The following is a 22905-nucleotide window of genomic DNA, read 5'->3' on the forward strand; positions in this document are numbered from 1 at the left end:
TATTCTCCAATTCGTTAGAGCGCGTCAGCGCTGAAGGACCGCGCCCGACGGGTGGTTCGAGCCGTGGACCATCGCATGGCAGTTCAAGCAGGAGCGGTTGGTCGCGTAGACGGACTTTTCGCTCAAGGTGCCCGACTGATGGCGTCCCTGCATGTGGCAGGACTGGCACAGGCGCGGGACCTTGACGGTCAGCATCTTGTTGTTGGAGGACCCGTGAGGCGAGTGGCAGGTCATGCAGTCTTCCTTGACCGGCGCGTGCTCCCACAGCATGGCGGCCTGCTTCTCCGTGTGGCACTCGTAGCACTTGTCGTTGATCGACTTCGACGCGATCAGCTTCTCCGCCCGCGAGCCGTGGGCGTTGTGGCAGGAGGAGCACGTCATCTTCCCGGCGCCGCTCTTCGAGGTCGCGTCGCGCAGGGGATGCTTGGAGCGCTTGACCAGGTCGGCCTTCACGTCCTTGTGGCAGGTCGTGCACAGCTCCATCTCGGTCTTCTTCGACAGGAGCGTCTCGTTGCCGCCGTGGACCTTGTGGCAGGACACGCAGCTTTCGCCCTTGCCGGAGTGGGCGCTGCCCGCCCAGAACATCCGGTTGCGGTCGGCGGAGTGGCAGGTCAGGCAGGTCTCGGAGGCCTTCTCGGCGGCGGCCTTGCCGGGGTTGAAGATGTTCTTCCCGTCGCCGGCCGACGCGTGAGCGGCGCCGTCGCCGTGGCAGGTCTCGCAGGTCTTCTCGAAGGCGATGCCCTTGATCTTCTCGAGCCGCGCGCCGTGGGCGGTGCTCTTCAAGGTCGAGGCCTGCGCGTCGTGGCAGCTGGCGCAGGCGGGGGCGTCGGCCGCGCGCGCCGGCGCCTGGAAGAGCAAGGCCGCCATCGCGGCGAACGCCGTGACGACCAGGCCGGTCCGGCGTGTATGACCACTTCTTCGAGTATCCATTGGATCTCCTCTCATGTTCGTGCCGCGCCGGCTCAAGACCTCGTTTTCCAGCGCCCCTTCGGCTTCATCGAGCTTCCGGGCCAATCTTCGGATCATCTTTCGCGCAAGCTCCGGCTCATTCCAGAACCGTTCATCTTTTCGATATAGAACCTGCACGCATCACCTGTGGCAACATTTCAGCCAACCATATCGCAACGTTTCAGCCACCCATTTTCCTCGACGGCGCGCTGGGGGGGCGTGAAAAAACGCGCCGGGCAGGGAATATTTCCCGACCGGCGCGTAATTTTTCCCTGCCCGCTCAAGAAGCGGCCTCGTAATCCCGGAGCTTGTTGTAGAGCGTCTTGACGTCGATGCCGAGGCTGCGGGCCGCTTGGGTTTTATTGGCCCCCGTGGCCGCGAGGACCTTGAGGATATGGCAGCGCTCGACCTCCGCCAAAGACGAGTCCTTGGGGCGATTCCCGGAAGGGGAGCCGCCTTTCAGGCAGGAGGCGATGTCCGCGCCCCGGATCACCTCTCCCTCGGACAGGATCATCGCGCGCTCGACGATGTTCTCGAGCTCGCGGACGTTGCCGGGCCACGGATAATCCGTCAGGATGGCGAGCGCCTCCGGCGAGAGGCTCCGGCTGCGCGTGACGATGGTGGCGGCGCACTTCTTAAGGAAGTGCTCCGCGAGGCGCGGGATGTCCCCCCGGCGCTCCCGGAGCGGCGGCAGGCGGATGGTCACCACGTTGAGGCGGAAGAACAGGTCGTCGCGGAACTTGCCCTCCCGGATGGCCTTGGGCAGGTCGCGATGGGTGGCGCTGAGGATGCGGATGTCGGTCTTCATGTTCCGCGTGCCGCCCAGACGCCGGAACTCCCCGGAGTCGAGGAAGCGCAGGACCTTCGCCTGCACCCCCGGAGGCATGTCGCCGATCTCGTCGAGAAAAAGGCTCCCGCGGCTGGCCAGCTCCACGAGCCCCGGCTTCTGGCGGGAGGCGTCGGTGAAGGCGCCCTTCTCGTGGCCGAACAGCTCGCTCTCCAGAAGAGCGTCCTGGAAGGCGGCGCAGTTGAGCGCGAGGAAGGGCTCGTCCCGGCGGACGCTCTTCTGATGGATCATGCGGGCGATGATCTCCTTGCCCGTGCCGGTCTCGCCGGAGATCAGGACCGAGGAGGACGCGGTCGCCGCCCGCTCCGCCATGCGCAGGGCCTCCTGCACCCCGGGATCCTCCCCGACGAACAGGTCGAACTCCGACTCGCGGGAGAACCGGCGCTGCAGGACCTCGTGCTCGCGGCGCAGCTGGGTCTCCGCGAACGCGCGGTCGACGAGCAGGCACAGCTCGCCCAGGTCGTACGGCTTGGTCAGGTAGTCGTAGGCGCCCAGCTTCATCGACTCGAGCGCCGTCTCCACGGTGGCGTTGCCGGTCAGCATGATCACCCGCGCCAACGGATGCTCCTTGCGGATCTTCTCCAAGACCGCCACGCCGTTCTCGCCGGGAAGGGCGATGTCCAGAAGGACGACGTCCGAGGACTGCCGCGCCAGCGAGTCCAGGGCCCCTTTGCCCTCGCCGGCGTCCGAGACCTCGTAGCCTTTGCGCACGAGCTCCTTCTTGAGGTAATGGCGGAGCTTCTCCTCGTCGTCGACGATCAGGACGCTCGCTTTTCTAGGCATCGCCGGCGGCCTCTCTCCCGTCGAACGGGATGGAAAAAGTGAAGGTGGCGCCCTGGCCGACGCGGCTCGCGACGTCCAGCCGCCCGCGATGGCTGTCGATGATCTTCTGGCAGATCGCCAAGCCGAGCCCCGTGCCTTTTCCCGCGGGCTTGGTGGTGAAGAAGGGCTCGAACACCTTGCGGAGATTCTCCGGCGGGATGCCGCTCCCGGAATCCGTCACCGACACCGACGCGCGCTCCGCGCCGCGTTCGGCCCGGACGCGGACTTCCCCCCCGGGCGGATTGTGATCCACGGCGTTGATGAGGATGTTGAGCACGACCTGGCGGATCTGATCGGCGTCGGCCTTCGCCGTCACGGGCTCCGCGGCCGGGTCGAAGACGATCGTCTGTCCCGCCTGCTTCGCGCGGTGGGCGACCAGGGGGATCGTGTGCGCGATGAGCTCGTTGAGGTCGACCTCGGCACGCCGCGGCTCCTTGTGGCGGGCGAAATCCAGCAGGCCGCCGGTGATCGTCTTGCAGCGGAAGATCTCGTCGTTGACCGTCTTCAGGTACTCGGGGAACGCCTCGAAATCGGGATCGGCGAGGAGCGCGGGGCTCTTCGCCCGGTCGAGGAGGGCCTGAGTGCAGACCGCCATCGTGTTGAGCGGGTTGTTGATCTCGTGGGACACGCAGCTGGCGAGCTCGCCGATGGCGGCCAGCTTTCCCGAGCGGATCAGGTCGGCCCGCGACCGCTTGAGGTCGTCGATCATGACGTTCACCGCCCGAGCGACCCTCCCCACCTCGTCGCCCAGGTCGTCGTGGGCCCGGACGTCGAGGTTTCCCTCGCCGACCTGGCGGGCGACGTCGCCGAGATGCGAGAAGCGCCGCGCGAGCTGCGAGGTGAGCCGGTAGGCGATCCCGAGCCCCAAGCCCAGCATCAGCGCCGCGCCCGCGCCCCACCCCAGAACGACGAGCGCGATGCGCCGGCGCACCGACTGCTCGTTCATCCCCACGTGCACGGTCCCCAGCCTTCCGCCGAGCAGCGGGGTGGCGATGTCCTGGATGCGCCCCTCGTCCGTCGAGATCTGGCGCTTTTGCACGCCTCCCGGCGCCGGACCCGAAGGCACGGTGATCCGGGCCAGCCCTTTGGGCACGCCGGCGGAGAAGGTATGCGCCTGCATGTTCCCCGCGGGGCCGAGCACGTAGACGTAGCGCACGTCGTCGTAGCTGCTCAGGGTGTCGCGGAATAATTGATGGAGCGCGAACTGATCGTCCGTCAGGATGGCGTCCTCGGCGGGGCCGACCAGGACCCGGGCGATGGTCACGCCGCGCCGCGTCAGCTCCTCCTTGAGCATGCGCGAGAGGCCGCGGTGGATGTTCCCCATGACGGTGATCCCGAACGCCAGGACCAAGGCGCCGACGCCCGTCATGATCTTGAGCTTGAGGCTGAGCCCCCGCACCTTCATCGCGCTCTCGAGACCTCGGCCCGCATCCTGCGCACGCCTTCGTAGGATGAGTCGGTCCCGACGTTGAAGCGCTCGATCCCCGCCTGTCCGAGAAGAGCCTTGCCCTCGGCGTCGAGGTGCATCCTCAAGAAGACGCCGCGAAGCCGCTTCTTGAGCTCCGGGTCCAGGCGGGGATGCACGACCACCGGCGGCATGCCGAAGGGCGCCGAGCGCTCGATCACCTTCGTCTGGAACGCGGCGCTCGAGCCGGACTTCGCCAGACCCTCCCAGACGAGGCTCGAGACCGCCGCGCCGTCGGCCAAGCCGTGGGCGACGGCCTCGACGGAGTTGTCATGCCCCCAGGTGAGGATGGTCCTGCTGAAATAAGTCTCCGCCGTCGCTCCGGCCTTCGCGAGCAGGTGCGCGGGGTAGAGCTTTCCCGTCGTCGACAGGGGGTCGGTGAAGGCGAAGACCTTGCCGCGCAGATCCGCGAAACCGCGGACCGGGCCGCCCTTGCGCGCGATGACGTAGGCGCAATAGGTCCCCCGTCCGCTGACCTGAGGAACGACCAAGGCCTCCGCCCCGAACCGCTCCCGCGCCTCCACGTAAGGCCCGCTGCAGACGAACGCCGCGTCGACCTCGCGGTTCTCGAGCAAGGCGATGCACTCGGAGTAGCCCGAGCGCTGGACCACGTCGACGGGCATCCCGAGCTTTCGGCCCAGATACTGGAGCATGCGCTCGTAGTCGCGCAGGTTCCTCTGCGGAGAAACGGTGGAGGCGATGGCGATCCGCAGCGGGTTGACGGGCTTCTGAACGTCGGCGCCGGGAGCCTCGACGTCGCTGAAAGAGATGCGTGGTTCGGCCGGGTCCTTGCCGCAGGCGGTCGCAAGGAGCAGGCAAAGCGCGATGGAAAGGCGACGCATGCCTTCCCCTTTAGCAACAAAACGGCCCCGCGGAATCAAATAGCGGAAAATACATTATTAATATGTATTTTTCGCAAACGGCAAAAAACGGGAAAACCCTACTTCGCGGTCAGGCTGCGGTTGATCGCGCGGTCGAGGTCGGCGACGAGGTCCGCCACGTCCTCGATGCCCACGGAGAGACGGATCAGCCCGTCGCCGAGTCCCGCCTTCAGGCGCTCCTCGCGCGGGATCGAGCCGTGCGTCATCGACGCGGGATGGCCGATCAAGGACTCGACGCCGCCCAGGCTCTCGGCCAGGGAGAAGATCCCGCAGGACGAGATCATGCGCTTGGCCCGCTCCATGTCCCCCTTGAGCTCGAAGGAGATCATGCCGCCGAAGCCGGACATCTGGCCTTCGGCGACCTCGTGGCCCGCGTGGGCCGGCAGGCCGGGGTAGTAGACCTTGGCGACCTCCGGGTGGGACAGAAGGTGCTTGGCGACGGTCATCGCGCTCCGGCAATGACGCTCGACGCGCAGGGCCAAGGTCTTCGTGCCGCGCAGGAGCAGGAAGCAGTCGAGGGGACCGGGCACGGCGCCGACGGCGTTCTGCAGGAACTTGTATTCCTTGTGCAGGGCCTCGTCGTTCAGGAGGATCGCGCCGCCGACGACGTCGGAGTGGCCGCCGATGTACTTCGTCGTCGAGTGGACCACGACGTCGGCGCCGAGGGACAGCGGGCGCTGGAGCGCCGGGGACGCGAAGGTGTTGTCCACGACGAGCTTGGCCTTCTTGGCGTGAGCCAGCTTGGCGAGGGCGCGGATGTCGGTGATCTTCAGCAGCGGATTGGACGGGGTCTCGATCCAGACGAGCTTCGTGTCCGGCGTGAAGGCGGCCTCGACGGCGTTCAGGTCGGTCGTGTCGACGAAGGTGAAGGCGACTCCGAAACGAGCGAACACTTTCGTGAAGACCCGGTAGGTGCCGCCATAGAGATCGTTGCCGCAGACGACGTGGTCGCCGGACGACAAGGCCTCGATGATCGTCGAAGTGGCGGCCATGCCGGAGGCGAAGCATAACCCGAAGGCGGCCCCTTCCAACGACGCCAGATTTTTTTGCAGGGCGTTGCGGGTGGGATGGACCGTCCTGGCGTAATCGAAGCCTTTATGCTTCTCCGGCCACTCCTGGACGTAGGTCGAGGTCAGGTAGACGGGAGTCATGATCGCGCCGGTGGAAGGATCGGGGGACTGGCCGGCGTGGACGGCGCGCGTCGAGAAGCCGAGGGCTTTGTCGTCGGAGGTGCTCATGAGGCCGATTCTAGCAATTTGACGGGACCGCGGCCTCAGGAGGCGCCGGCGAAGGCCTCGATCTCGCCCTGCGGGCCGTGAAGCTCGATCTCGATGCCCGAGCCGCGGATGAGGAACTCGCTCGATTCCCCCGGCTCGAGGAGCAGGGCCGTCTCGCCTTCCTCGTCGAGAGGGTAGGGCAGGATGTCGTCGAACTTGCGCCCGTTGAGCACGAGGCTGCCGCCGTCGAGGAGGAGCGGGAACTCGAACTCCTCGCGCTCGCACTCGAAGTCCTTGACGCGGATGACGGCGTCGTGGAAGCGGCCGGTCCCGGCCGCGACGCCCGGATCCCCCGACTCGTGGACGTAGACGACGCAGTTCAGGACGAGGTCGCCGTCCTCGATCGCGAGGGCTTCGATCGTCGAGTCGTGAAGCTCGATGCCGATCTTGGTCATAGCGCGCCGTACTTGCCCTTCATGTAGCGCAGGTAGGGAGCGGGGTCGAGCGGCCCGCCCGTCGCCGCGGTCACGATCTCCCGGGCGGTGCCGGTCTTGCCGCGGGAGTGGACGTTCTCGACGAGCCAGGAGAGCAGGGACGGCGCGCCGCCGCCCTCGATCTCGGCCTCGATGCCCGGGCGGGCCTTGAGCGCCGCCTCCCAGAGCTGCAGCGAGATCGCGTTGCCGATCGCGTAGGTCGGGAAGTAGCCGATGAGGCCCTCCGCCCAGTGCACGTCCTGCAGCACGCCGCGCGCGTCGTCGGGCGGGACGACGCCGAGGGAGGCCTTCATCTTCGCGTTCCACGCCTCGGGCAGCTCGGCGGCGCGCAGGCGGCCGGCCAGGAGGTCGCGCTCGAGCTCGAAGCGCAGGATCACGTGCAGGCCGTAGGTCAGCTCGTCGGCCTCGACGCGGATGAAGGAGGCGGACACTTGGTTGACGGCGCGGTAGAAGTCCTCGGGGCCGAGGCCGCGCGTCTGCGGGAAGGCCTCATGGAAGCGCGGCGTCCAGCGCCTCCAGAAGCCGCGGCTGCGGCCGACGACGTTCTCCCAGAGGCGCGACTGGGACTCGTGCATCGCCATCGTCGCCCCGGTGCCGAGCGGGGTGCCGTCGAGCTCCGGGGAGACGCCCTGCTCGTAGAGGCCGTGGCCGGCCTCGTGCAGGCACGAGTACAGGCTCGAGAACGGCAGCTCCTCGTGGTAGCGCGTGGTCAGGCGCACGTCGCCGCGGCCGAGGAAGCAGCAGAACGGGTGGGCGGCGACGTCGAGCCGCCCGCGGGTGAGGTCGAAGCCCATCTCGCGCACCGCGAGCTCGCCGAGGCGCCTCTGCGCGTCGACGGGGAAGCGTCCGCTCAGGGCGGGCGCGTCCGCGCCCCGGGCGAGGACTGCCTTGGCCAGAGGGGCCAGCCCCTCGCGGATCGCGCCGAGCAGGGCCGCCGCCTCGCCCGTGGTCATGCCCGGCTCGAACTCCTGGAGCCAGGCGTCGTACAGGTCGCCGGACGGCGCGAGCGCCTCGGCCTGGCGGCGCTTGAGCTCGAACATCTTCTCGAGGGCGGGGCGGAACAGGGCGAAGTCGCTCTTGGCCCGGGCCTCCACCCAGAGACCGTGGCTGAGGGCGGCGTGGCGGGCGAGTTCTTCGACCAGCGCCGCGGGGACGCGGCGGCGCCGCTCGAACTCGCGCCGGGACCAGCGGAGCATCGCGGCCTCGGTCGCGCCGGCGGGCTTCTCCGCCTCCGCCGCGTCGAGCAGGCGGCCGAAGTCCTCGCCCGCGATCAGGGCGTGCATCGCGGAGCCGACGGCGGCGCAGGCCTCGGCGCGGGAGGCGGCGCCGGCCGGGGGCATCATGACGGCGTGGTCCCAGGCGAGGAGGCCCTCGGCTTTCGTCAGCGCGCTGAAGGAGCGCAGCCGCTCGAGCAGGGCGCGATAGGCCGGCGTCACCGGTCTACGCCGGGTCGGCGAGCAGCTCGGAGACGGCGCGCTCGACGTCCTTCGCCTGGGGCTGGATGAAGTACTCGAGGTTCGGCGACAGGGCGATGCCCGGCGTGGCCTTCCCGGCGAGCAGGCGCGGGCGGACCTTGAGCTCGTAGAAGCACTCGTCGACCAGGCGGCGGATGAGGTGCTCGGCGAAATTGGTGATCTCGGTCTCCTCGTTGACGAAGACGACGCGGCCGGTCTTCTTGACCGAGGCCTTGATCGCCTCCCAGTCGTAGGGGATCAGCGAGCGCAGGTCGATGACCTCGAGCGAGCCCTTGCCCTCGGCCTTGAGGCGGCGCGCGACGTCCAGGCAGATCGGGGCCATGCGGCCGTGGGTGACGACGGTCGCGTCGGCTCCGGCGTGGGAGACCTTCGCCTTGCCGATCTCGACGGTGTAGTCGGTCAGCTTCGGCCAGGTCGCCTTCCACTTCGTGCGATCGCCGAGCGGCGCGTCGATCATCCCGTGGAGCAGCTTCTCGTCGGCGGGCTCGCCGGGTATGAGCTCCTCGCCCTTGGAGCGCAGCAGGGCCTTGGGCTTGAGGTAGAGGACGGGGTCGTTGCTCTTGATCGCCGCGATCATCAGCCCGTAGGCGTCGAGCGGCGTCGAGGGGCAGACGACCTTCATGCCGTGGAGCTTGCTCGCGACGGAGTCGAACGAGTGGGAGTGGTACATGCTGCCGTGGATGCCGGAGCCGGTCGGGGTCATCACGACCAGCGGCGTCTTGTAGCGCCCGCCCGACGACCAGTGGCCGTTGGCGGCGAGCTTGAGCATGTCGACGACGTTGAAGATGTAGTCGACGAACTGGATCTCGGCGACGGGACGTCCGCCCGCCCACGCGAGACCCAGCGCCGCTCCTATGATGCCGCGCTCGTCGAGCGGGCTGTTCCAGGCGTTCTCCAGGCCCTGCGTCGCGGTGAACACGCCGCCCAGCGGCGGGCCGACGTCCTCGCCGAAGATCTCGGTGACCCCGAGGTTCTGCTCGCCGTAGTGGAGGGCCATGCGGATGGCCTGCGCCATGTTGGCCATGGGTCAGCTGCCTCCCTTCGTCGGATAGGACGGGGGCAGGCCGTCGGCGAACACGTCCTCCCACACCGTCTCGACGGCGGGGAAGGCCTCGGCCTTGACCTGCTTGTGGGCCTCGTCGAGCGCGAGCATCTCCCGCTCCCACACCTTCTTGATGCCGTCCACCTTGACGACGCCGTGCTTGACGAGCTTGTCCTCGAGCAGGGCGATGCAGTCCGTCTCGGGGATGCGGTTGGCGCCGGAGGACGAGGAGTGGCCGTACAGGCGGCTGCACTTCGCCTCGAGGAGATAGGGCCGGCGATGCTTGCGGACGTAGGCCATCGCCTCCTCGATCGCGTTCCAGGACTCGAGGACGTCGTTGCCGTCGATGGTCCGGCCGGGCATGTCCGGGAACGCCTTCGCCCAGTCGGAGATGTTCTTCTCGCCGTGCTGGGTCTTCATCTCGGTCGAGATTCCCCAGCCGTTGTTGACGACGATGATCAGGACCGGGAGCGGGAGCGCCGGGCGGTTGGCCCAGACCAGGCAGGAGTGGAAGTCGCCCTCGGCCGTGCCGGCGTCGCCGCCGTTGACGATGGTGATCGCGTCCGTCTTGGCGCGCGCCTGGGCGATGCCGGTGCCGATCGCCGTCGAGTACTGCGTCTCGATCGTCGGCGAGATGGGCACGACGTTGTACTCCGGGATCGCGTAATGGTTGACGAAGTTGCGGCCCTTCGAGTACGGGTCGGTCCCGACCGAGCGCATCTGGCGGACCGAGTCGATCGGCTCGGCGCCCATCGAGAGCACGATGGCCGCCGAGCGGTAATGCAGGTGCAGGAAATCGTAGTTGACGCCGTGGCCCTTCTTGATCTGCAGGCCCAGGGGCACGTTGAAGGCCTCCTCGCCGGGGCCGCCGATCCAGAAGAACCCGTCGCCGCCCTTGCTCATCTTGATGAGGCGCTCTTCCAGGAGGCGGGCGCGGACCATCAATTCGTGGATCTTGAGGAGCTTGGCGGCGCCGAGCTTTTTATAGGCGTCGGCGGCGGGGGCGGTTTTGGCGGAAGTCTTGGCGGCCTTGGCGGTGGGCATCAGAGCCATTCTAGGAAATCCGGAGCCCCCCCTCAATAGGTCCCGACCGCTAGTTCGCCGTTCCGAGCTTGGCGGCCCGGTCGGAGCCCTTCTTGGCGAGCTTGTGGGACGGGAACTTGTCCCCGACTTCCTTGTATAGCTCGATCGCCTTGGCGTTGTCCTTGACCGAGTCCTCGTAGACGCCGGCGGCGTCGTACAGGGCCTGCGGCGCCTCCTTGGCGCCGGCGTAGTCGTCGGACACCTTGCGCAGTATCTCGGCCTGGCGGGTGAAATCCTTCAGATCGCGGCGTGCGTAGTCGGCCGCCTGCAGAAGGGCGTCGATGCCGTCCTGGCCGCCGTGCATGGAGGACAGCCGCATCAAGGTCTTCACCGCGTCGTCGGAGGCGTTCAGGCGGTCGCGCTGAAGCTTGGCGATCGCCTTGAGGGACGCAAGAGAAGCGGGCGTCTTCGGGAACAGCTTGACGATCCGCTCGTGCATCTCCACGGCGAGCGCGTACTGGCGCAGCTTCTCGTCGAAGAGCCGGGCCGAGTTCTCGAGGGCGGCCTGGACCTCGGGCGCCTTCGGATACTTCTCCACGAGCTCCTGATAGGCGTCGATCGCCTTCTTCGGGTCGCGCAGGGCGTCCGCGAGCAGATCGCCGACGGCCATCTGAGCCTGCGCCCGCGCGGGGCTCTCCGGGAACAGCGCGAGCAGCTTGCGCCAGGACAGGAGGGCCGCCGCGGGCTTGTCGTTGGCGGCGTGGAGCCGCGCCAGCGCCGCCTGGAGCTTGTCGCCGTCCTTGTGGCCGGGGAAGCGCACGGTGAAGTCGCGTATCTCCGCGGCGACAGGCTCGTACAGCGCGTCGGGGGCGAGCTGCGCGAGCTTCTGCCAGAGCGCGGACAGGCGGTCGGCCTTGTCGGCGGTCTCGGGCAGCTTCACGAGCTCGTTGAGGATAGGGCGGTGCCGGCGCGACGCCTTCTTGTCCACCACGGTCAGATAGTCGGACTTCGCGCGCAGGCCGACCTTCGTGTCCGGGTACTCATAAAGGAGACGGAGCAAGGAAGCGGTGGCGACCTGCCAGTCGCCGTTCTTCTGGCGCAGGCCCGCCAGCAGGAGCATGGCCTCGGGGGCCTGCTCGGAGGCGGGGTGGCGGCGCACGAAGACGGCGAGCTCCTCCATCGAGGCCTCGGAGACCTTGCCCTCGGCGTCCTCGGCCGCGGCCTTGGCGAACGCGAACTCCTCGTCGGGGCCGGCGGCCTTGGCGGCCGCGGGAACCGGCTTGGGCTCGGCCTTCGGCTCGGGCTTCGGCTCAGGCTTCGGCTCGGGTTTCGGCTCGGGTTTGGCTTCTTCCTTTTTATCCTCGAGCATCGACGGGCGCGGAAGATCAGCCGGCTCCTCCGGCGCCGCGGCCTTCGGCGCCTCGACGACCTCGGCGGCGGGGGCGGCGGGAGCCGCCTCCGCGTCCGCCGCCGGGACGACGAGGGCCCCGTCCGCGCCGTCTTCGGCGAAGGTCGCGACGGCGCACAGCAGCAGGAGCGGAAGGAATATCTTCATCAGAGGTTCTCCGAGGCGCGGGATACGGCGTTGACGACGTCGTACTTGGTCACGATGTCGTAGGACGACTTGCCCGTCTTGACCAGGACGGCCGGACGGTCGGGGGTGAAGTAGCGCAGGACGGACTCGACGCGCGCCTCGGGGGCGAGCACGGGCAGCGCCTGGGTCATCGCCTCGCGCACGATCATCTTCTTGATGTCGCGGCCCTTGAGCATGTGGCCGAGGATCTCGTCCTCCATGACGGTCCCGACGACCTTGTCCTTCTCGAAGACGGGCAGCTGGGAGATGTCGAGCTTGCGCATCAGCGCCATCGCCGCGAACATCTTGTCCGTGGGCTTGACGGTCGCGAGCTTGCCGCCCTTGCCGTGCTTGCGCTTGGAGGCGAGGATGTCGGCGACCTTGAGGTGCACCTCGCTCTCGAAGTACTGGTTCTCCTTCATCCACTCGTCGTTGTAGATCTTGGAGAGGTAGCGCATGCCCGTGTCGGGCACGAGGATGACCATGAAGTCTTTTTCCGTGAGCTTCTTCGCGTACTCGAGGCCGGCCACCACCGCCGAGCCGCCGGAGCCGCCGGTGAGGATGCCCTCCATCGTCGCGAGCTTGCGCGTCATCAGGAAGCAGTCCTTGTCCGGCGTGACGATCACGTCGTCGACGCACTCGAGGTCCATCGTGCCCGGGAAAAAATCCTCGCCGATGCCCTCGACCACGTAGGGCTTCGCGACGCCGAGCTTGTTGTGGACGATCTTGTCGTAGTACAGGGAGCCGACGGGATCGGAGCCGATGATCTTGATCTTCGGGTTCTGCTCCTTGAGGTACTTCGCCACGCCGGAGATCGTGCCGCCCGTGCCCATGCCGGCGACGAAGTGCGTGATCTCGCCCTCGGTGTCGGTCCAGATCTCGGGGCCCGTCGTGCGGTAGTGGACCTTGGGGTTCTCCGGGTTCTCGTACTGGTTCGGGTGGTAGGCGCCGGGGATCTCGGCGGTCATCTTGTCGGCGACGGAGTAGTAGGAGCGGGGATCCTCGGGCTCGACGGCGGTCGGGCAGACGATCACTTCCGCGCCCAACGCCTTCAATAGATTGATCTTCTCGCGCGACTGCTTGTCGGTGATGGTGAAGATGAGCTTGTAGCCGCGCAGGGCGGCGACGAGCGCCAGGCCGATGCCGGTGTTGCCCGACGTGCCCTCGACGATGGTGCCCCCGGGCTTGAGCAGGCCCTTGCGCTCGGCGTCGTCGATCATCGCCACGCCGATGCGGTCCTTGACCGAGCCGCCGGGGTTCATGAACTCGGCCTTCACGTAGATCTTGGGCTTGAGCCCTTTCGCGAGGCGGTTGAGACGGATCAGCGGCGTGTTGCCGATGGCTTCGAGCACGTTTTCATAGCGCATGATGGGCTCCTTCGCTAGACTTCCCGGCGTCCCGACAAGGCGTACGACAGGGTGCGCTCGTCGAGGTAGTCGAGGTCGCCCCCCAGCGGCACGCCGTGCGCGATGCGCGTGACCTTGACCGGGAAGGGCTTTAAGATCTGGGCGAGATACAGGGCGGTCGCCTCGCCCTCGGTGTCGGGATCGGTGGCGAGCACGATCTCGCGGATGCCGCCGGCGCGCACGCGCTCGACGAGCTCCTTGGCCTTGATGCGGTCGGGGCCGACGCCGTCGAGCGGGGCCAGCGAGCCGTGAAGGACGTGATAGAGGCCGCCGAAGGCGCGCGAGCGCTCGAGCGCCGCCAGGTCCTGGGTCTCCTCGACGACGCAGATGAGCCCGGCGTCGCGCGCGGGGTCGGAGCAGAGGCGGCAGACCTCCTTGTCCGTGAAGTCGAGGCAGCGCGCGCACAGGCGCACCCCGGCCTTGGCCTCGCGCAGCGCGTCGACGAGGCCCTCGACCTCGGTGCGCGGCGCGCGCAGGAGGTGGATGGCGAAGCGCTCGGCCTGCTTCGGCCCGACGCCCGGCAGGCGCTTCAGGGATCCGATCAGCTTCTCGAAGGCTTTCATGACTGCGGCTTCTTGATGATCCTGGCCTTGCCGCCGAACACTCCCTCGGCGTTCTTCAGGCCGCCGGTGCCGGCGCCGGGAGCGCCCTCGCCGATGTCCTTCCAGCGCGTGCCGGGAGGGGCGTCGACGCCCGTCGCGGGCTCGGGCATGCCGCGGTCGACGATCTCGCTGACCGCGGGCGCGTCGGCCGCGCCGAGCGCGAGCTCGAGCGCCACCGGGCGTCCCGCCAAAGCCTGCAGGGCCGACTCCAGGATCGAGGCCGAGCGCTTCGCCATGTCGAGGTCGAAGGCCTTCGGGAAGGTGATGCGGTAGCCGCTCCCGACGGGCTCGCCCTTGGCGCGCTCGAGCGCGGAGCCCAAGGTGATCTTCGTCTTCGAGACCGCCTCGATGAGCGCCGGCCAAGATATCGCTCCCATACCCGGGGCGGGCGCCGCTCCACGACTATCCTCAAGGATAGTCGCCGGGGCGCCTTCGAGAGGCTTGGCCGTGACGGGGCGCGGCGTCTCCGACGGAGGGATCGCGCGCGGCGTCAGGGCCGGCGCGGGCGACAGGCCGCTGCCGCCGCCGCCGGCGGCGAGGCGCTTCTCGAGCGCCTCGAGGCGGGCGACCCAGGCGCCGAGATCGTGCGCGGCTTCGATCGCGGAGAACAGGCCGAGCTCGAGCGCCAGGCGCGGGGAGTCGCCGTAGCGGAGCTCCTCGAGCGCGCGGTTGAGGCGCCGCATCAGGAAGCCGAGGGCGTCGGCCGAGGCCCCGTCGAGCGCCTTGGTCCACAGGGCGTCGACGGGCTCGCCCGCGCCGAGCTTGACGAGGTAGACGCCCTCGATCGCGGCGCGCAGGTCCTTGATCAGCTGCGCGGGCTCGACGCCCTCCTCGTAGATCTTCTTGAGCCAGCCCGCGAGCGCCTTGGGGTCGCGCGCGAGCAGCGCGCCCGCCACGCCGATCAGCAGATCCTGGGGGACGAAGCCGAACATCTCGCGCACCGAGTCGACGGTGACCTTGCCCTCGCCGGCCGATCGGCACTGGTCGAGCAGGCTGATGGCGTCCCGCAGGGATCCTTCGGCGGCGCGCGCCAGCAGGGCCAGCGCCTCCGGCTCGACGGAGATCTTCTCCTTCTTGGCGATCCCCGAGAGGTACTCGGCCAGGGGCTCCGGCCCGACGGGGCGGAACTTGAAGCGCTGGCAGCGGGAGGCGATCGTCGCGGGGACCTTGTGCACCTCGGTGGTGGAGAGGATGAACACGACGTGCGGCGGCGGCTCCTCGATGGTCTTGAGGAGCGCGTTGAACGCCGAGTTCGAGAGCATGTGCGTCTCGTCGATGATGAAGACCTTGTAGCGGTCGCGCGTCGGGGCGAGCGCCACGGTCTCGATGATCACCTCGCGCACGTCGTCGACGCCGGTGTGCGAGGCGGCGTCCATCTCGAGCACGTCGAGGCTCGAGGACAGCGCGATCTCGCGGCAGGAGGAGCACTCGTCGCAGGGCGTCGGCGTCGGACCCTTCTCGCAGTTGAGCGCCTTGGCGAGGATGCGGGCCGTCGTCGTCTTGCCGCAGCCGCGCGGGCCGGTGAACAGGTACGCGTGATGGACGCGCTTGGTCGTCAGCGCGTTGGCGAGGGTCTGAGAGACGGCGGGCTGGCCGACGAGCTCCTCGAAGCCCTTCGGGCGATACTTGCGGGCGAGGACCTGATGGGCGGCCGGCTTTTCCTTGCTCACGCCTTCCCCCCGCCCTCGAGGCTGATGCCGCCCGGGCCGCGGGCGATGAGGTTGAGCAGGCCGCCCAGGATCGCGAGGTTCTTCAGGAGCTGGATGCGCTGGTCGGGGCCGGTGTGGAACACCCAGGTCGCGGCGACGAGGTACGCCGCGAGCGCGGCCGCGCCCCAGCGGGTCTTGTAGCCGAGGATGACCGCGATCGCCCCGAGCGCCTCCACCGCGATCGCTCCCGCGCAGAGGAGGTTCACCGCCGGCATGCCGTGCGACTCCATGAACTGCAGAGTCCCGTCGAAATTCGTGATCTTGCCGAACGCCGAGGCGAGGAAGATGATGGCGACGAACAGCCGTCCCACCAGGGCGAGAACGTCGTCGGTGTCCATCCGTTGATGTTAACAAAGAAACCGCTGAACCACAAAGACACAAAGACGCCGAGTCGTCGGCGCTCTTTGTCTCCAAGTTCACGGGGCGGGTTTGAGTCGCAGGCTGGGAGACAGTTTTATCTCAAGACAATCGAACGATCCCTCCGACCGTGCGGCACCGCCGGCGCTGGCGGTATTGGGGGATAAAATCCCGTGAATTTGGAGCTCTTTGCGTCTTGGTGTCTTTGTGGTTTATCCGTTATACTAAGGCTGATGCGCCGAATCGCCCTCGCCGCCCTGTTCCTCGCGTCCGCCCTTCCCGCGGCGGCTATTGATAGCCAAGCTCCGACCCTTTGGCAGGAACGCTTCTTCTGGGACGCCCTGCTGACGGCGCGCGACCGCATGGCGCGCCAGCAGAGCGACCCGATGATGATCCCGGTGATGAAGGCCATCGCCGGCCAGGTCGCGCAGCAGGTGGCCAACCTCGCGCAGATCCATCAATACGTGAAGGCCCAGGGCGACAACCTGCGCTACGCCTACGCCCAGCCCGACCCCCAGCCCAGCCTCGACACGATCATCAACAACTTCGAGACGCTGACGACCGGGTGCGACCAGGTGCGCCAGAACCTCTATTACCTGACCGCCCGCCAGCGCATCGCCCAGTCTCAGGCGCTCCCCGACCCGGAGATGTACCAGACCGGCCTCCTGATCCTCGGCCAGGTCCAGCAGCTGCAGCTGACCCTGAACGCTTTATACACCGACATGACCGCCGTCCGCGCCGTCGTCATCGAGAACAACTGGGCCAACGACAAGAACTTCAGCAACAAGACCGAGGAGCTCATGCGCAGCATCGTGCGCGTGCAGGACTCGGTGTTTGCGGTGTACAACGCCGGCTACGAGCTGGCGATGCGATGCCGGTGACCGCCTCCGCGGCGGCCGCCGTCGCCCTCGCGGCGGCACAGGCCGTGAGCTTCGCGACGAAGGACGGCTGGTCGATCTCGGCGTCCTATCGCCCCGCGGCCAAAGGCAAGGCGACCGTGGTCCTCGCCCACGGCGTGGGCAGCGCCGGCGTCGAATGGACGCGCTTCGCCGAGGCCTTGGCGGCCAAGGGCGTGGGCACGCTCGCGCTCGACCTTCGCGGCCACGCCGGAAGCCGCCGCGGGCCCCCGGGCTCGACGGACTTCACCGGCTTCGACGCCCGGCTCTCCTGGCCCGCCGCCGCCGAGGACCTGCGCGCCGCGGCCGCCTGGCTCAAGGCCCGGGGCGTGCCCGACGAGCGCATCGCCTTCGGCGGCGCCTCGATCGGCGCCAACCTCGCCTCGATCGTCGCCGCGGAACGCAAGTCCGCCCCGTTCCTGCTCCTGCTGTCCCCGGCGAGCCAGTATCGCGGGGTGACGCTGAGGACGCGCAAAGGGCTCAAGACCCTTGCCGCCGCGTCTCCGGCCGACGGCTACTCCCTCATCGGCGTCCGGGAGCTCGAGGCGGCCAAGGCCGCGGCCGCGCTCTACCCTCCGGCCGGCCACGGCGTGCAGATGTTCGAGGATCCCGAGACCTTCGAACACGTCGCGGCCTGGACGGCCGCCGCCGCCTCCCCGCGCTAACGGCTCGGGGGAGCAGAGGTCGACAGCAGGACCGCCGTCGTGTCGGCCGTCGGGGGCGGGTAGACGGTCTGCGCCGTGGCTCGTCCGGCGAGCAGCTCCCGGGCCGCGCGCGCGGCCTCCCGGCCGCATTCGCGGAAGGAGACGGTCAGGTCGCCGCGCACCTCGTCCATGACGAGGCCCGCCGCGGGGGCGAAGAACGGCAGCGAGCGCGCCCGGGAGAACTCCCGAACGACGCCGAAGTTCTCCGGGGTCACCGAGCCGGGGTCCGGCGCCAGCCACACCGCGTCCGCGAGCACCCCTTCCTTCCGCAGGAGATGCGGCAGGCCGTCGGGTTCCGCGAGCAGGCCTTCGTCGATGCGGATGCCGGCCCGCGCGCCCGCGGCGGACGCGCGCTGGAGGAACTCCGGCTCCCCGGCGACCGCGCGCACCGCGAGCAGGCGGCGCACGCCGGCCGCCGACAGCGCGCTGATGAAGCGCTCCGGCGAAGGGGTCATCGCCACGCGGACCGTCGCGGCCGCGCGGCCTTCGTCCCGGTAGCCCGGAGCGAGCGCGACGACCATCGGCGCCCCCGTCTTGCGCGCCCGCGACGCGGCGCGCCCGCCGAACGCGATGACCACGCCGGGCTGTCCCGGAGGCAAGGCCCGTCCGGCGGACGCGGTGTCGACCGACTGCCCCCATTCGGCGAGGAAGCCGTCGAGCGCCTCGCGAAAGGACGGCGAGAGCGGCTCGCTGAGCACGACCAGCGCCTCCGCGGCGCGGGCCGCCGCGGGGGCCAGGAGCAGCACGGCGAGCAGCGCGGCGCGCATCAGAACCTCACCGTCGCGCCGCCTTGGATGCGCCGCGGGACGAGCAGGCCGTCGACGTACTCGCGCCGATAGGCCTGCTCCAGGTTCTGCCCGGCGACGAACAGCTCGAGCCAGGACGCCGGGGACCAGGACACGCGCGCGTCCACGCGCCAGAAGGCGTGCACGTACTCCTGCGCCGCTCCCGAGGTCGAGTCGGCCTTGTAGGCGTCCTTCCAGCCGGCGTTCATGGACGCGCGCAGCTGGAACGGGAGAGCCCAGTCGAAGCCCAGGTTCACCTTGTGGCGCGGCGTCGTGTTCAGATAGATCGCGTGCCCGTCCTGGTCGGCGACGGTCTCCTGCGTGTAGTTGGAGTAGAAGGACCGCCCCGGTCCGGGGCGCCAGCGCAGCCCCGCCTCGAGCCCGCGCAGGGCCACCGTGTTGGTGTTGTCGTAGGTGAAGTTGACGGCGGCGGGACCGTTGGCCGCGTCGAGGTTGATGTGGTCCCGGATCTCGGTGTAGAAGCCGGTCAGCTCCAAAGTCAGGGCCCTGTCGAGGAACAGGCCGCGCCAGCCGGCCTCGTAGTTCGTCAGCGGAGACGGCTTCAGGTCCGGGTTGCCCGCGACGTGCACGAACCCGCCGTTCGAGAAGAAATCGGCGTAGCGATGCAGGATCTGCGGCTTGATGTTCGCGCGGGCGTAGGAGGCCCGGAAGGAGTGCTCCTCGACGGGGGCCCAGAGCAGGGCGCCCTGAAAATCCTTGTGGTAGCCGCCGACGTTGGCCGTCTCGTGGTTGAGGCCGCCCATGACGCTGACGGTGGGCAGGACCTGGATCGACTGGTGCAGGAAGCCGCGCATGGTGCGGTTGGCCTGCAGCGGGGTCGCGCCGTAAAGGTAGCTGGATCGCGAGGCGGCGTAGCGCCAGGCGGCGCCGTAGGTCGTGTGCAGGCGCCCGCCGCCCCATGCCACGGTGTGGAAGCCCTCGGCGTCGTACTGCCAGAAGCGCGTGCTCGTGTCGAGGCCGCTCCCGCCCGAGTATTCGCGGGAGATCGACTCGTTGCGGGAGACGCGCAGCTCCAAGGTCGAGTCGGGCCCCGTCGGGCTTTCCAGGCGGACGGTCTGATAATGCGACAGGTCGCCCTGCTGCGGCAGGTTGGCGCTGGTCTTCCCGAAGCTCTGAGCGGCGATGCCCGACAGCAGCTCGAGCCGGCCGTCGCCGAGGCGCGTCCAGCCGCGAAGATCGCCGGAGTGCTTATGGAGGAAGTCGTGGCCCTGCGTGTAGGGGTCCGCCACGGTCGGCGCGCCCCCCTCGGCGCGGGAGGTCGCGCTCAGGCGCAGCCCGCCGCGCTCGCCGGCCGCCTCGCCCGCGGCGGAAAGCTCGCCCGTGCGCTGGGTCCCTCCCTTGACCGTCGCCTGGCCCAGCCGCGGCGCGGCGGGACGGCGCGTGATGATGTTGATGACGCCCAGGCCCGCGTTCGAGCCGTACAGGGCGGCGTTGGGCCCGCGCACGATCTCGATGCGCTCGATGTCCTGGAGCTGCACGGGGATCCGTTCCCATAAGGTCGCGCCCCCCAGCGGGTCGTAGACGCTGCGTCCGTCGAGCAGCACCAGGAGCTCGTGGGTCCCGTCGCGGGGGATGCCGCGCACCGACACCACGGCCCGGTTGGAGCCGGCGCTCGAGCGCCCCTCGATCACGTCGAGCCCCACGCGGAAGCGCAGCAGGTCCCACAGGTGCAAGGCTCCGGAGGCGGCGATCTCCTCGGCCGTGATCACGTCCACCGGCACCGGAGACCCCTGCGTCGGCGAGACGCGCCGCAGCGCGGTCGAAGCGCGGCCTTCCTCGGCGAAGAAGCGGAACGCTTCCTTCGCCTTGTCGCTCTGGGCCGCCGCCGGCGGGGCGAGCAGGGCCAGGAGGAGGGCGAGCGTCGTCGGCGCGGGCCTACGCATGCAGCGCGCCCTCCGCCTCGCGGATGCGTCCCACCTCGTGCTCGGCCTGAGCCAGCAGCGACGCGACCTCGGCGCCCTGCCCCGCTTCCTCCGCGAGCTCGACGCGGCGGCACAGCTCGCGCAAGCCCCGCGCGCCCAGCGACGCCGCCGCGCCCTTGACCGCGTGGACCTGCGCGGACATCGCGGCGCGGTCGCCCGCCTCGGCCGCCGCGCGCGCCTGACGCAGGCGGGCGGAGGAGTCCTCGATGAACTCCCCGAGGAGGCCCCGGAAGGAGGCGTCGTCGGTCGCGGCCAGCGCCGCGTACGCCTTGGCCGCGGTCTCGTCGAACGGCCGGTCCCAGCGATCGAGGACCGCGGACAGGTCGTCGAGCGTCGCCGGCTTGGGCAGGTAATCGTCCATGCCCGCGGCCAGGCAGCGCGCGCGGTCGCTCTCGCCGGCGTGGGCGGTCAGGGCCACGACCGGCACCCGCCGCCGCCCGGACTCCGCCTCGCGCAGGAGGCGCGTCGCTTCGTACCCGTCGACGCCGGGCATCTGGCAGTCCATCAGGATCAGGCCGTACTCGTTCCGGCCGATCGCCTCGAGGGCGTCCTCTCCGTTGGCCGCCGCGTCCGCCGGGCGGCCCAGCTTGCCGATCTGCATGAGGAGCAGGCGGCGGTTGATCGCGTTGTCCTCCACGATCAGCACGCGCTGGCGGTCCCGGCGGGACACGGCGGACGGGCGGACGCCCCGCTCCTCGACGGGAGCGGCGCCCTCCGGGGAGGACGAAGCCCGCTCGAACGGCAGGCGCACCCAGAAGGTCGAGCCCTTGCCCGGCTCGCTGTCGGCCCCGATGGTCCCGCCGAGGAGCTCGACGAGGCTCTTGGAGATGGAAAGGCCGAGGCCCGTGCCGCCGAAGCGGCGCGCCGTCGAGCTGTCGGCCTGGGTGAAGGCGCCGAAGACGCGAGGAAGGACCTCGGGCTCGATCCCGATGCCCGTGTCCGCGATGACGATCTCCAGCGTCACGTCGTCGCCGCCGCGCGGAGTGATCCGGCAGTCCAGCCGCACCGATCCCCTCGGGGTGAACTTCACCGCGTTGTCGAGGAGGTTCAGCAGGATCTGGCGCAGGCGCGTCGGATCGCCGAGCAGGACATCCTCGCACGCCGCGCCGGACTCGCACGCCAGGTCCAGGCCTTTGTCGGCGGCCCGCGGCTGGGCGATCGACAGCGCGTCCTTCAGCACGCCCCCGAGGCGGAAGGGTATCTTCTCCATGGCGAGGCGTCCGGCCTCGATCTTGGAAAAATCGAGCACGTCGTTGACCATGCTCAGCAGCGCGGACGCGGCCTTATCCACGCCCTCCACGAGCGCTTTCTGGTCGGGCTGGAGGACGCCGTCGCGCAGCAGCTCCGCGGAGCCGACGAGGGCGTTGAGCGGAGTCCGCAGCTCGTGGCTCATGTTGGCGAGGAACTCCGACTTGACCCGGGCGGTCTGCACCGCCGTGTCGCGCGCCCGTTCCAGGGCCCGCTCGCTCTCGCGCAGCATCGTCAGGTCCTCGAAGGCGAGCACGCGGGCGAACACCTTCCCGTCGATGAACATGGGCCGCACCGATTTCCGGATGACGCGGCCGTTCTTGAGGCACAGCTCGTCGATCCGTTCGTGCTCGTTGTCGTGAACGGCCTCGTCCGCCTTCTTCTCGAACGAATCGGGGTCTTCCATGACCTGACGGACCCTCTGGACGATCGCCGGGCGGCCGAGGGCGAGGATCTCGGGCGTCAGGTCCCACATCTCCATCAAGCGCCGGTTGCAGGTCAAAACCTTCCCGTCCAGGTCGTAGACGAGGATGCCCTCGGACGAGGCCTCGATGGTCCCGCGGGCGACGACGAGCGCCTTCGCGAGCTCGTCGCGCGAGACCGTCGTGCGCGACAAGGTCGAGCTCATCTCGTTGAAGGCCGCGGCCAGTTCCCCGACCTCGTCCTTCGTCACGACGGGGACCTTGCTCGCGTAGTCTCCGGTCATGATGCGGGCCGTCGCCTCCGACAGCTGGCGCACCGGCCCCAGCAGCCACTGCATCAGGCCCAAGGCGGCCGCGAGGGCGATCAGGCAGAAGACGCCGACCAGGCCGGCGACGAAGTTCGCGATGCGGTTCGCCGACTCGAGGGAGCGCGCGATCGACAGGGAGAGCTGGAGCTCGCCCAGGCGCCGGTTCCCGGACCGGGCCGAGAGCAGGAAATCGGAGATCGGCTCGAACACCGGGATGGACAGGACGAGGAGGTCGCCGCCGGGGGCGGAGACGCGCTCCCAGCCCGGCCTCGTGGCGAGCTCGTGCAGGGAACCGGCCGCCGCGAGCTTGCCGGTCTGCAGCACGTTCGTGTGGGCGACCGTCCGGCCGGAGGCGTCGAACAGCGCGACGTACTCCGCTCCCGTCTGGGCCTGCGCCGCCTGCAGCCGGGGGAGGAGGACGGCCTCGCGTCCCGCGGCGACCAGCGGCGCCAGCCCGGCCGCGAGCTCGACGCCCTGGGGGCGGACTCGGCTGACCGCCTCCTGAAGGACGATCCCCTGGATGCCCCGCCGCGCGGCCAAGCTGACGACCAGGACGAAGACGGTCGCCAATGGCAGGAAAGCCACGGCGGCTTTCGCCCTCAGTCGCACATTTTTCTCCGCATCCGCCTATGATAACATTAGTGACACATCCCCTAAAAATCAGCCGCGGTTAAAAAGAGGGCGCTCGCTCTGCTATCCTATCCCCGGCGGTTTAATCTCGGATCCACGGAGTCCTCG

At 69.2% G+C, this 22905-nt stretch carries 19 protein-coding genes; 2 read left to right on the forward strand and 17 right to left on the reverse strand.

Annotated elements, in window-relative coordinates:
• Positions 1 to 24 precede the first annotated feature (24 nt).
• From HYV14_08380 to HYV14_08445, 14 genes are all read right to left on the reverse strand, one after another.
• The gene (locus HYV14_08380) at positions 25 to 867 is read right to left on the reverse strand and encodes a DmsE family decaheme c-type cytochrome (protein ID MBI2386016.1); all 843 of its coding nucleotides are present in this window, start codon (positions 865 to 867) and stop codon (positions 25 to 27) included.
• A 361-nt stretch (positions 868 to 1228) separates the two neighbouring features.
• The gene (locus tag HYV14_08385) at positions 1229 to 2578 is read right to left on the reverse strand and encodes a sigma-54-dependent Fis family transcriptional regulator (protein MBI2386017.1); all 1350 of its coding nucleotides are present in this window, start codon (positions 2576 to 2578) and stop codon (positions 1229 to 1231) included.
• Positions 2571 to 4022, reverse strand: a complete 1452-nt coding sequence (locus HYV14_08390) for a HAMP domain-containing protein (protein ID MBI2386018.1) — start codon at positions 4020 to 4022, stop codon at positions 2571 to 2573. Before HYV14_08390 ends, HYV14_08385 begins: the two co-directional genes overlap by 8 nt.
• Entirely contained in the window at positions 4019 to 4924 is a 906-nt protein-coding gene (phnD, locus tag HYV14_08395) for a phosphate/phosphite/phosphonate ABC transporter substrate-binding protein (GenBank protein ID MBI2386019.1), read from the reverse strand. The genes HYV14_08390 and phnD overlap by 4 nt, the downstream gene beginning before the upstream one ends.
• A gap of 98 nt (positions 4925 to 5022) precedes the next feature.
• Positions 5023 to 6201, reverse strand: coding sequence for a cystathionine gamma-synthase (locus tag HYV14_08400; protein ID MBI2386020.1), 1179 nt, complete (start codon positions 6199 to 6201; stop codon positions 5023 to 5025).
• A gap of 35 nt (positions 6202 to 6236) precedes the next feature.
• A complete protein-coding gene (locus HYV14_08405; GenBank protein ID MBI2386021.1) occupies positions 6237 to 6635 on the reverse strand; it encodes a hypothetical protein in 399 nt (132 codons plus the stop codon).
• On the reverse strand, positions 6632 to 8110 hold the full coding sequence (locus HYV14_08410; protein MBI2386022.1) for a carboxypeptidase M32: 1479 nt from the start codon (positions 8108 to 8110) through the stop codon (positions 6632 to 6634). Before HYV14_08410 ends, HYV14_08405 begins: the two co-directional genes overlap by 4 nt.
• 4 nt (positions 8111 to 8114) lie before the next feature.
• Positions 8115 to 9173: an alpha-ketoacid dehydrogenase subunit beta gene (locus HYV14_08415; protein ID MBI2386023.1), complete on the reverse strand. Its 1059-nt coding sequence runs from the start codon at positions 9171 to 9173 to the stop codon at positions 8115 to 8117.
• A gap of 3 nt (positions 9174 to 9176) precedes the next feature.
• Complete coding sequence (locus HYV14_08420) at positions 9177 to 10235, reverse strand: thiamine pyrophosphate-dependent dehydrogenase E1 component subunit alpha (GenBank protein ID MBI2386024.1); 1059 nt, start codon at positions 10233 to 10235, stop codon at positions 9177 to 9179.
• A 49-nt stretch (positions 10236 to 10284) separates the two neighbouring features.
• Positions 10285 to 11769: a tetratricopeptide repeat protein gene (locus HYV14_08425; GenBank protein MBI2386025.1), complete on the reverse strand. Its 1485-nt coding sequence runs from the start codon at positions 11767 to 11769 to the stop codon at positions 10285 to 10287.
• Entirely contained in the window at positions 11769 to 13154 is a 1386-nt protein-coding gene (locus tag HYV14_08430) for a cystathionine beta-synthase (protein MBI2386026.1), read from the reverse strand. The genes HYV14_08425 and HYV14_08430 overlap by 1 nt, the downstream gene beginning before the upstream one ends.
• Positions 13155 to 13168: 14 nt before the next feature.
• A complete protein-coding gene (recR, locus tag HYV14_08435; GenBank protein ID MBI2386027.1) occupies positions 13169 to 13756 on the reverse strand; it encodes a recombination protein RecR in 588 nt (195 codons plus the stop codon).
• The gene (dnaX, locus tag HYV14_08440) at positions 13753 to 15465 is read right to left on the reverse strand and encodes a DNA polymerase III subunit gamma/tau (GenBank protein ID MBI2386028.1); all 1713 of its coding nucleotides are present in this window, start codon (positions 15463 to 15465) and stop codon (positions 13753 to 13755) included. Before dnaX ends, recR begins: the two co-directional genes overlap by 4 nt.
• Positions 15462 to 15842, reverse strand: a complete 381-nt coding sequence (locus HYV14_08445; GenBank protein MBI2386029.1) for a DoxX family protein — start codon at positions 15840 to 15842, stop codon at positions 15462 to 15464. The genes dnaX and HYV14_08445 overlap by 4 nt, the downstream gene beginning before the upstream one ends.
• Before the next feature lie 252 nt (positions 15843 to 16094).
• Between HYV14_08445 and HYV14_08450 the strand changes: the two genes are divergently transcribed.
• Together HYV14_08450 and HYV14_08455 are read left to right on the forward strand one after the other, a co-directional pair.
• The gene (locus HYV14_08450; protein ID MBI2386030.1) at positions 16095 to 16742 is read left to right on the forward strand and encodes a hypothetical protein; all 648 of its coding nucleotides are present in this window, start codon (positions 16095 to 16097) and stop codon (positions 16740 to 16742) included.
• A complete protein-coding gene (locus HYV14_08455; protein ID MBI2386031.1) occupies positions 16739 to 17422 on the forward strand; it encodes an alpha/beta fold hydrolase in 684 nt (227 codons plus the stop codon). The genes HYV14_08450 and HYV14_08455 overlap by 4 nt, the downstream gene beginning before the upstream one ends.
• On the opposite strand, the gene HYV14_08460 is transcribed toward HYV14_08455, so the two are convergent.
• From HYV14_08460 to HYV14_08470, 3 genes are read right to left on the reverse strand one after another with little or no spacing between them, the layout of a single operon-like run.
• On the reverse strand, positions 17419 to 18228 hold the full coding sequence (locus HYV14_08460; GenBank protein ID MBI2386032.1) for a hypothetical protein: 810 nt from the start codon (positions 18226 to 18228) through the stop codon (positions 17419 to 17421). The two genes, HYV14_08455 and HYV14_08460, sit on opposite strands and share 4 nt — an antisense overlap.
• On the reverse strand, positions 18228 to 20150 hold the full coding sequence (locus HYV14_08465) for a TonB-dependent receptor (protein ID MBI2386033.1): 1923 nt from the start codon (positions 20148 to 20150) through the stop codon (positions 18228 to 18230). Before HYV14_08465 ends, HYV14_08460 begins: the two co-directional genes overlap by 1 nt.
• Positions 20143 to 22752 (reverse strand): response regulator, encoded by a 2610-nt coding sequence (locus HYV14_08470; protein MBI2386034.1) that lies wholly within the window; start codon positions 22750 to 22752, stop codon positions 20143 to 20145. The genes HYV14_08465 and HYV14_08470 overlap by 8 nt, the downstream gene beginning before the upstream one ends.
• Positions 22753 to 22905 lie beyond the last annotated feature (153 nt).

The sequence above is a fragment of the Elusimicrobiota bacterium genome (genome assembly GCA_016182905.1).
GTDB lineage: Bacteria > Elusimicrobiota > Elusimicrobia > UBA1565 > UBA9628 > GWA2-66-18.

Coding starts and splice junctions, on each gene's coding strand:
- HYV14_08380 (MBI2386016.1), bottom strand. CDS start 867: ATGGCGGCCTTGCTCTTCCAGGCGCCGGCGCGCGCGGCCGACGCCCCC.
- HYV14_08385 (MBI2386017.1), bottom strand. CDS start 2,578: ATGCCTAGAAAAGCGAGCGTCCTGATCGTCGACGACGAGGAGAAGCTC.
- HYV14_08390 (MBI2386018.1), bottom strand. CDS start 4,022: ATGAAGGTGCGGGGGCTCAGCCTCAAGCTCAAGATCATGACGGGCGTC.
- phnD (MBI2386019.1), bottom strand. CDS start 4,924: ATGCGTCGCCTTTCCATCGCGCTTTGCCTGCTCCTTGCGACCGCCTGC.
- HYV14_08400 (MBI2386020.1), bottom strand. CDS start 6,201: ATGAGCACCTCCGACGACAAAGCCCTCGGCTTCTCGACGCGCGCCGTC.
- HYV14_08405 (MBI2386021.1), bottom strand. CDS start 6,635: ATGACCAAGATCGGCATCGAGCTTCACGACTCGACGATCGAAGCCCTC.
- HYV14_08415 (MBI2386023.1), bottom strand. CDS start 9,173: ATGGCCAACATGGCGCAGGCCATCCGCATGGCCCTCCACTACGGCGAG.
- HYV14_08420 (MBI2386024.1), bottom strand. CDS start 10,235: ATGCCCACCGCCAAGGCCGCCAAGACTTCCGCCAAAACCGCCCCCGCC.
- HYV14_08425 (MBI2386025.1), bottom strand. CDS start 11,769: ATGAAGATATTCCTTCCGCTCCTGCTGCTGTGCGCCGTCGCGACCTTC.
- HYV14_08430 (MBI2386026.1), bottom strand. CDS start 13,154: ATGCGCTATGAAAACGTGCTCGAAGCCATCGGCAACACGCCGCTGATC.
- recR (MBI2386027.1), bottom strand. CDS start 13,756: ATGAAAGCCTTCGAGAAGCTGATCGGATCCCTGAAGCGCCTGCCGGGC.
- HYV14_08445 (MBI2386029.1), bottom strand. CDS start 15,842: ATGGACACCGACGACGTTCTCGCCCTGGTGGGACGGCTGTTCGTCGCC.
- HYV14_08450 (MBI2386030.1), top strand. CDS start 16,095: ATGCGCCGAATCGCCCTCGCCGCCCTGTTCCTCGCGTCCGCCCTTCCC.
- HYV14_08460 (MBI2386032.1), bottom strand. CDS start 18,228: ATGCGCGCCGCGCTGCTCGCCGTGCTGCTCCTGGCCCCCGCGGCGGCC.
- HYV14_08465 (MBI2386033.1), bottom strand. CDS start 20,150: ATGCGTAGGCCCGCGCCGACGACGCTCGCCCTCCTCCTGGCCCTGCTC.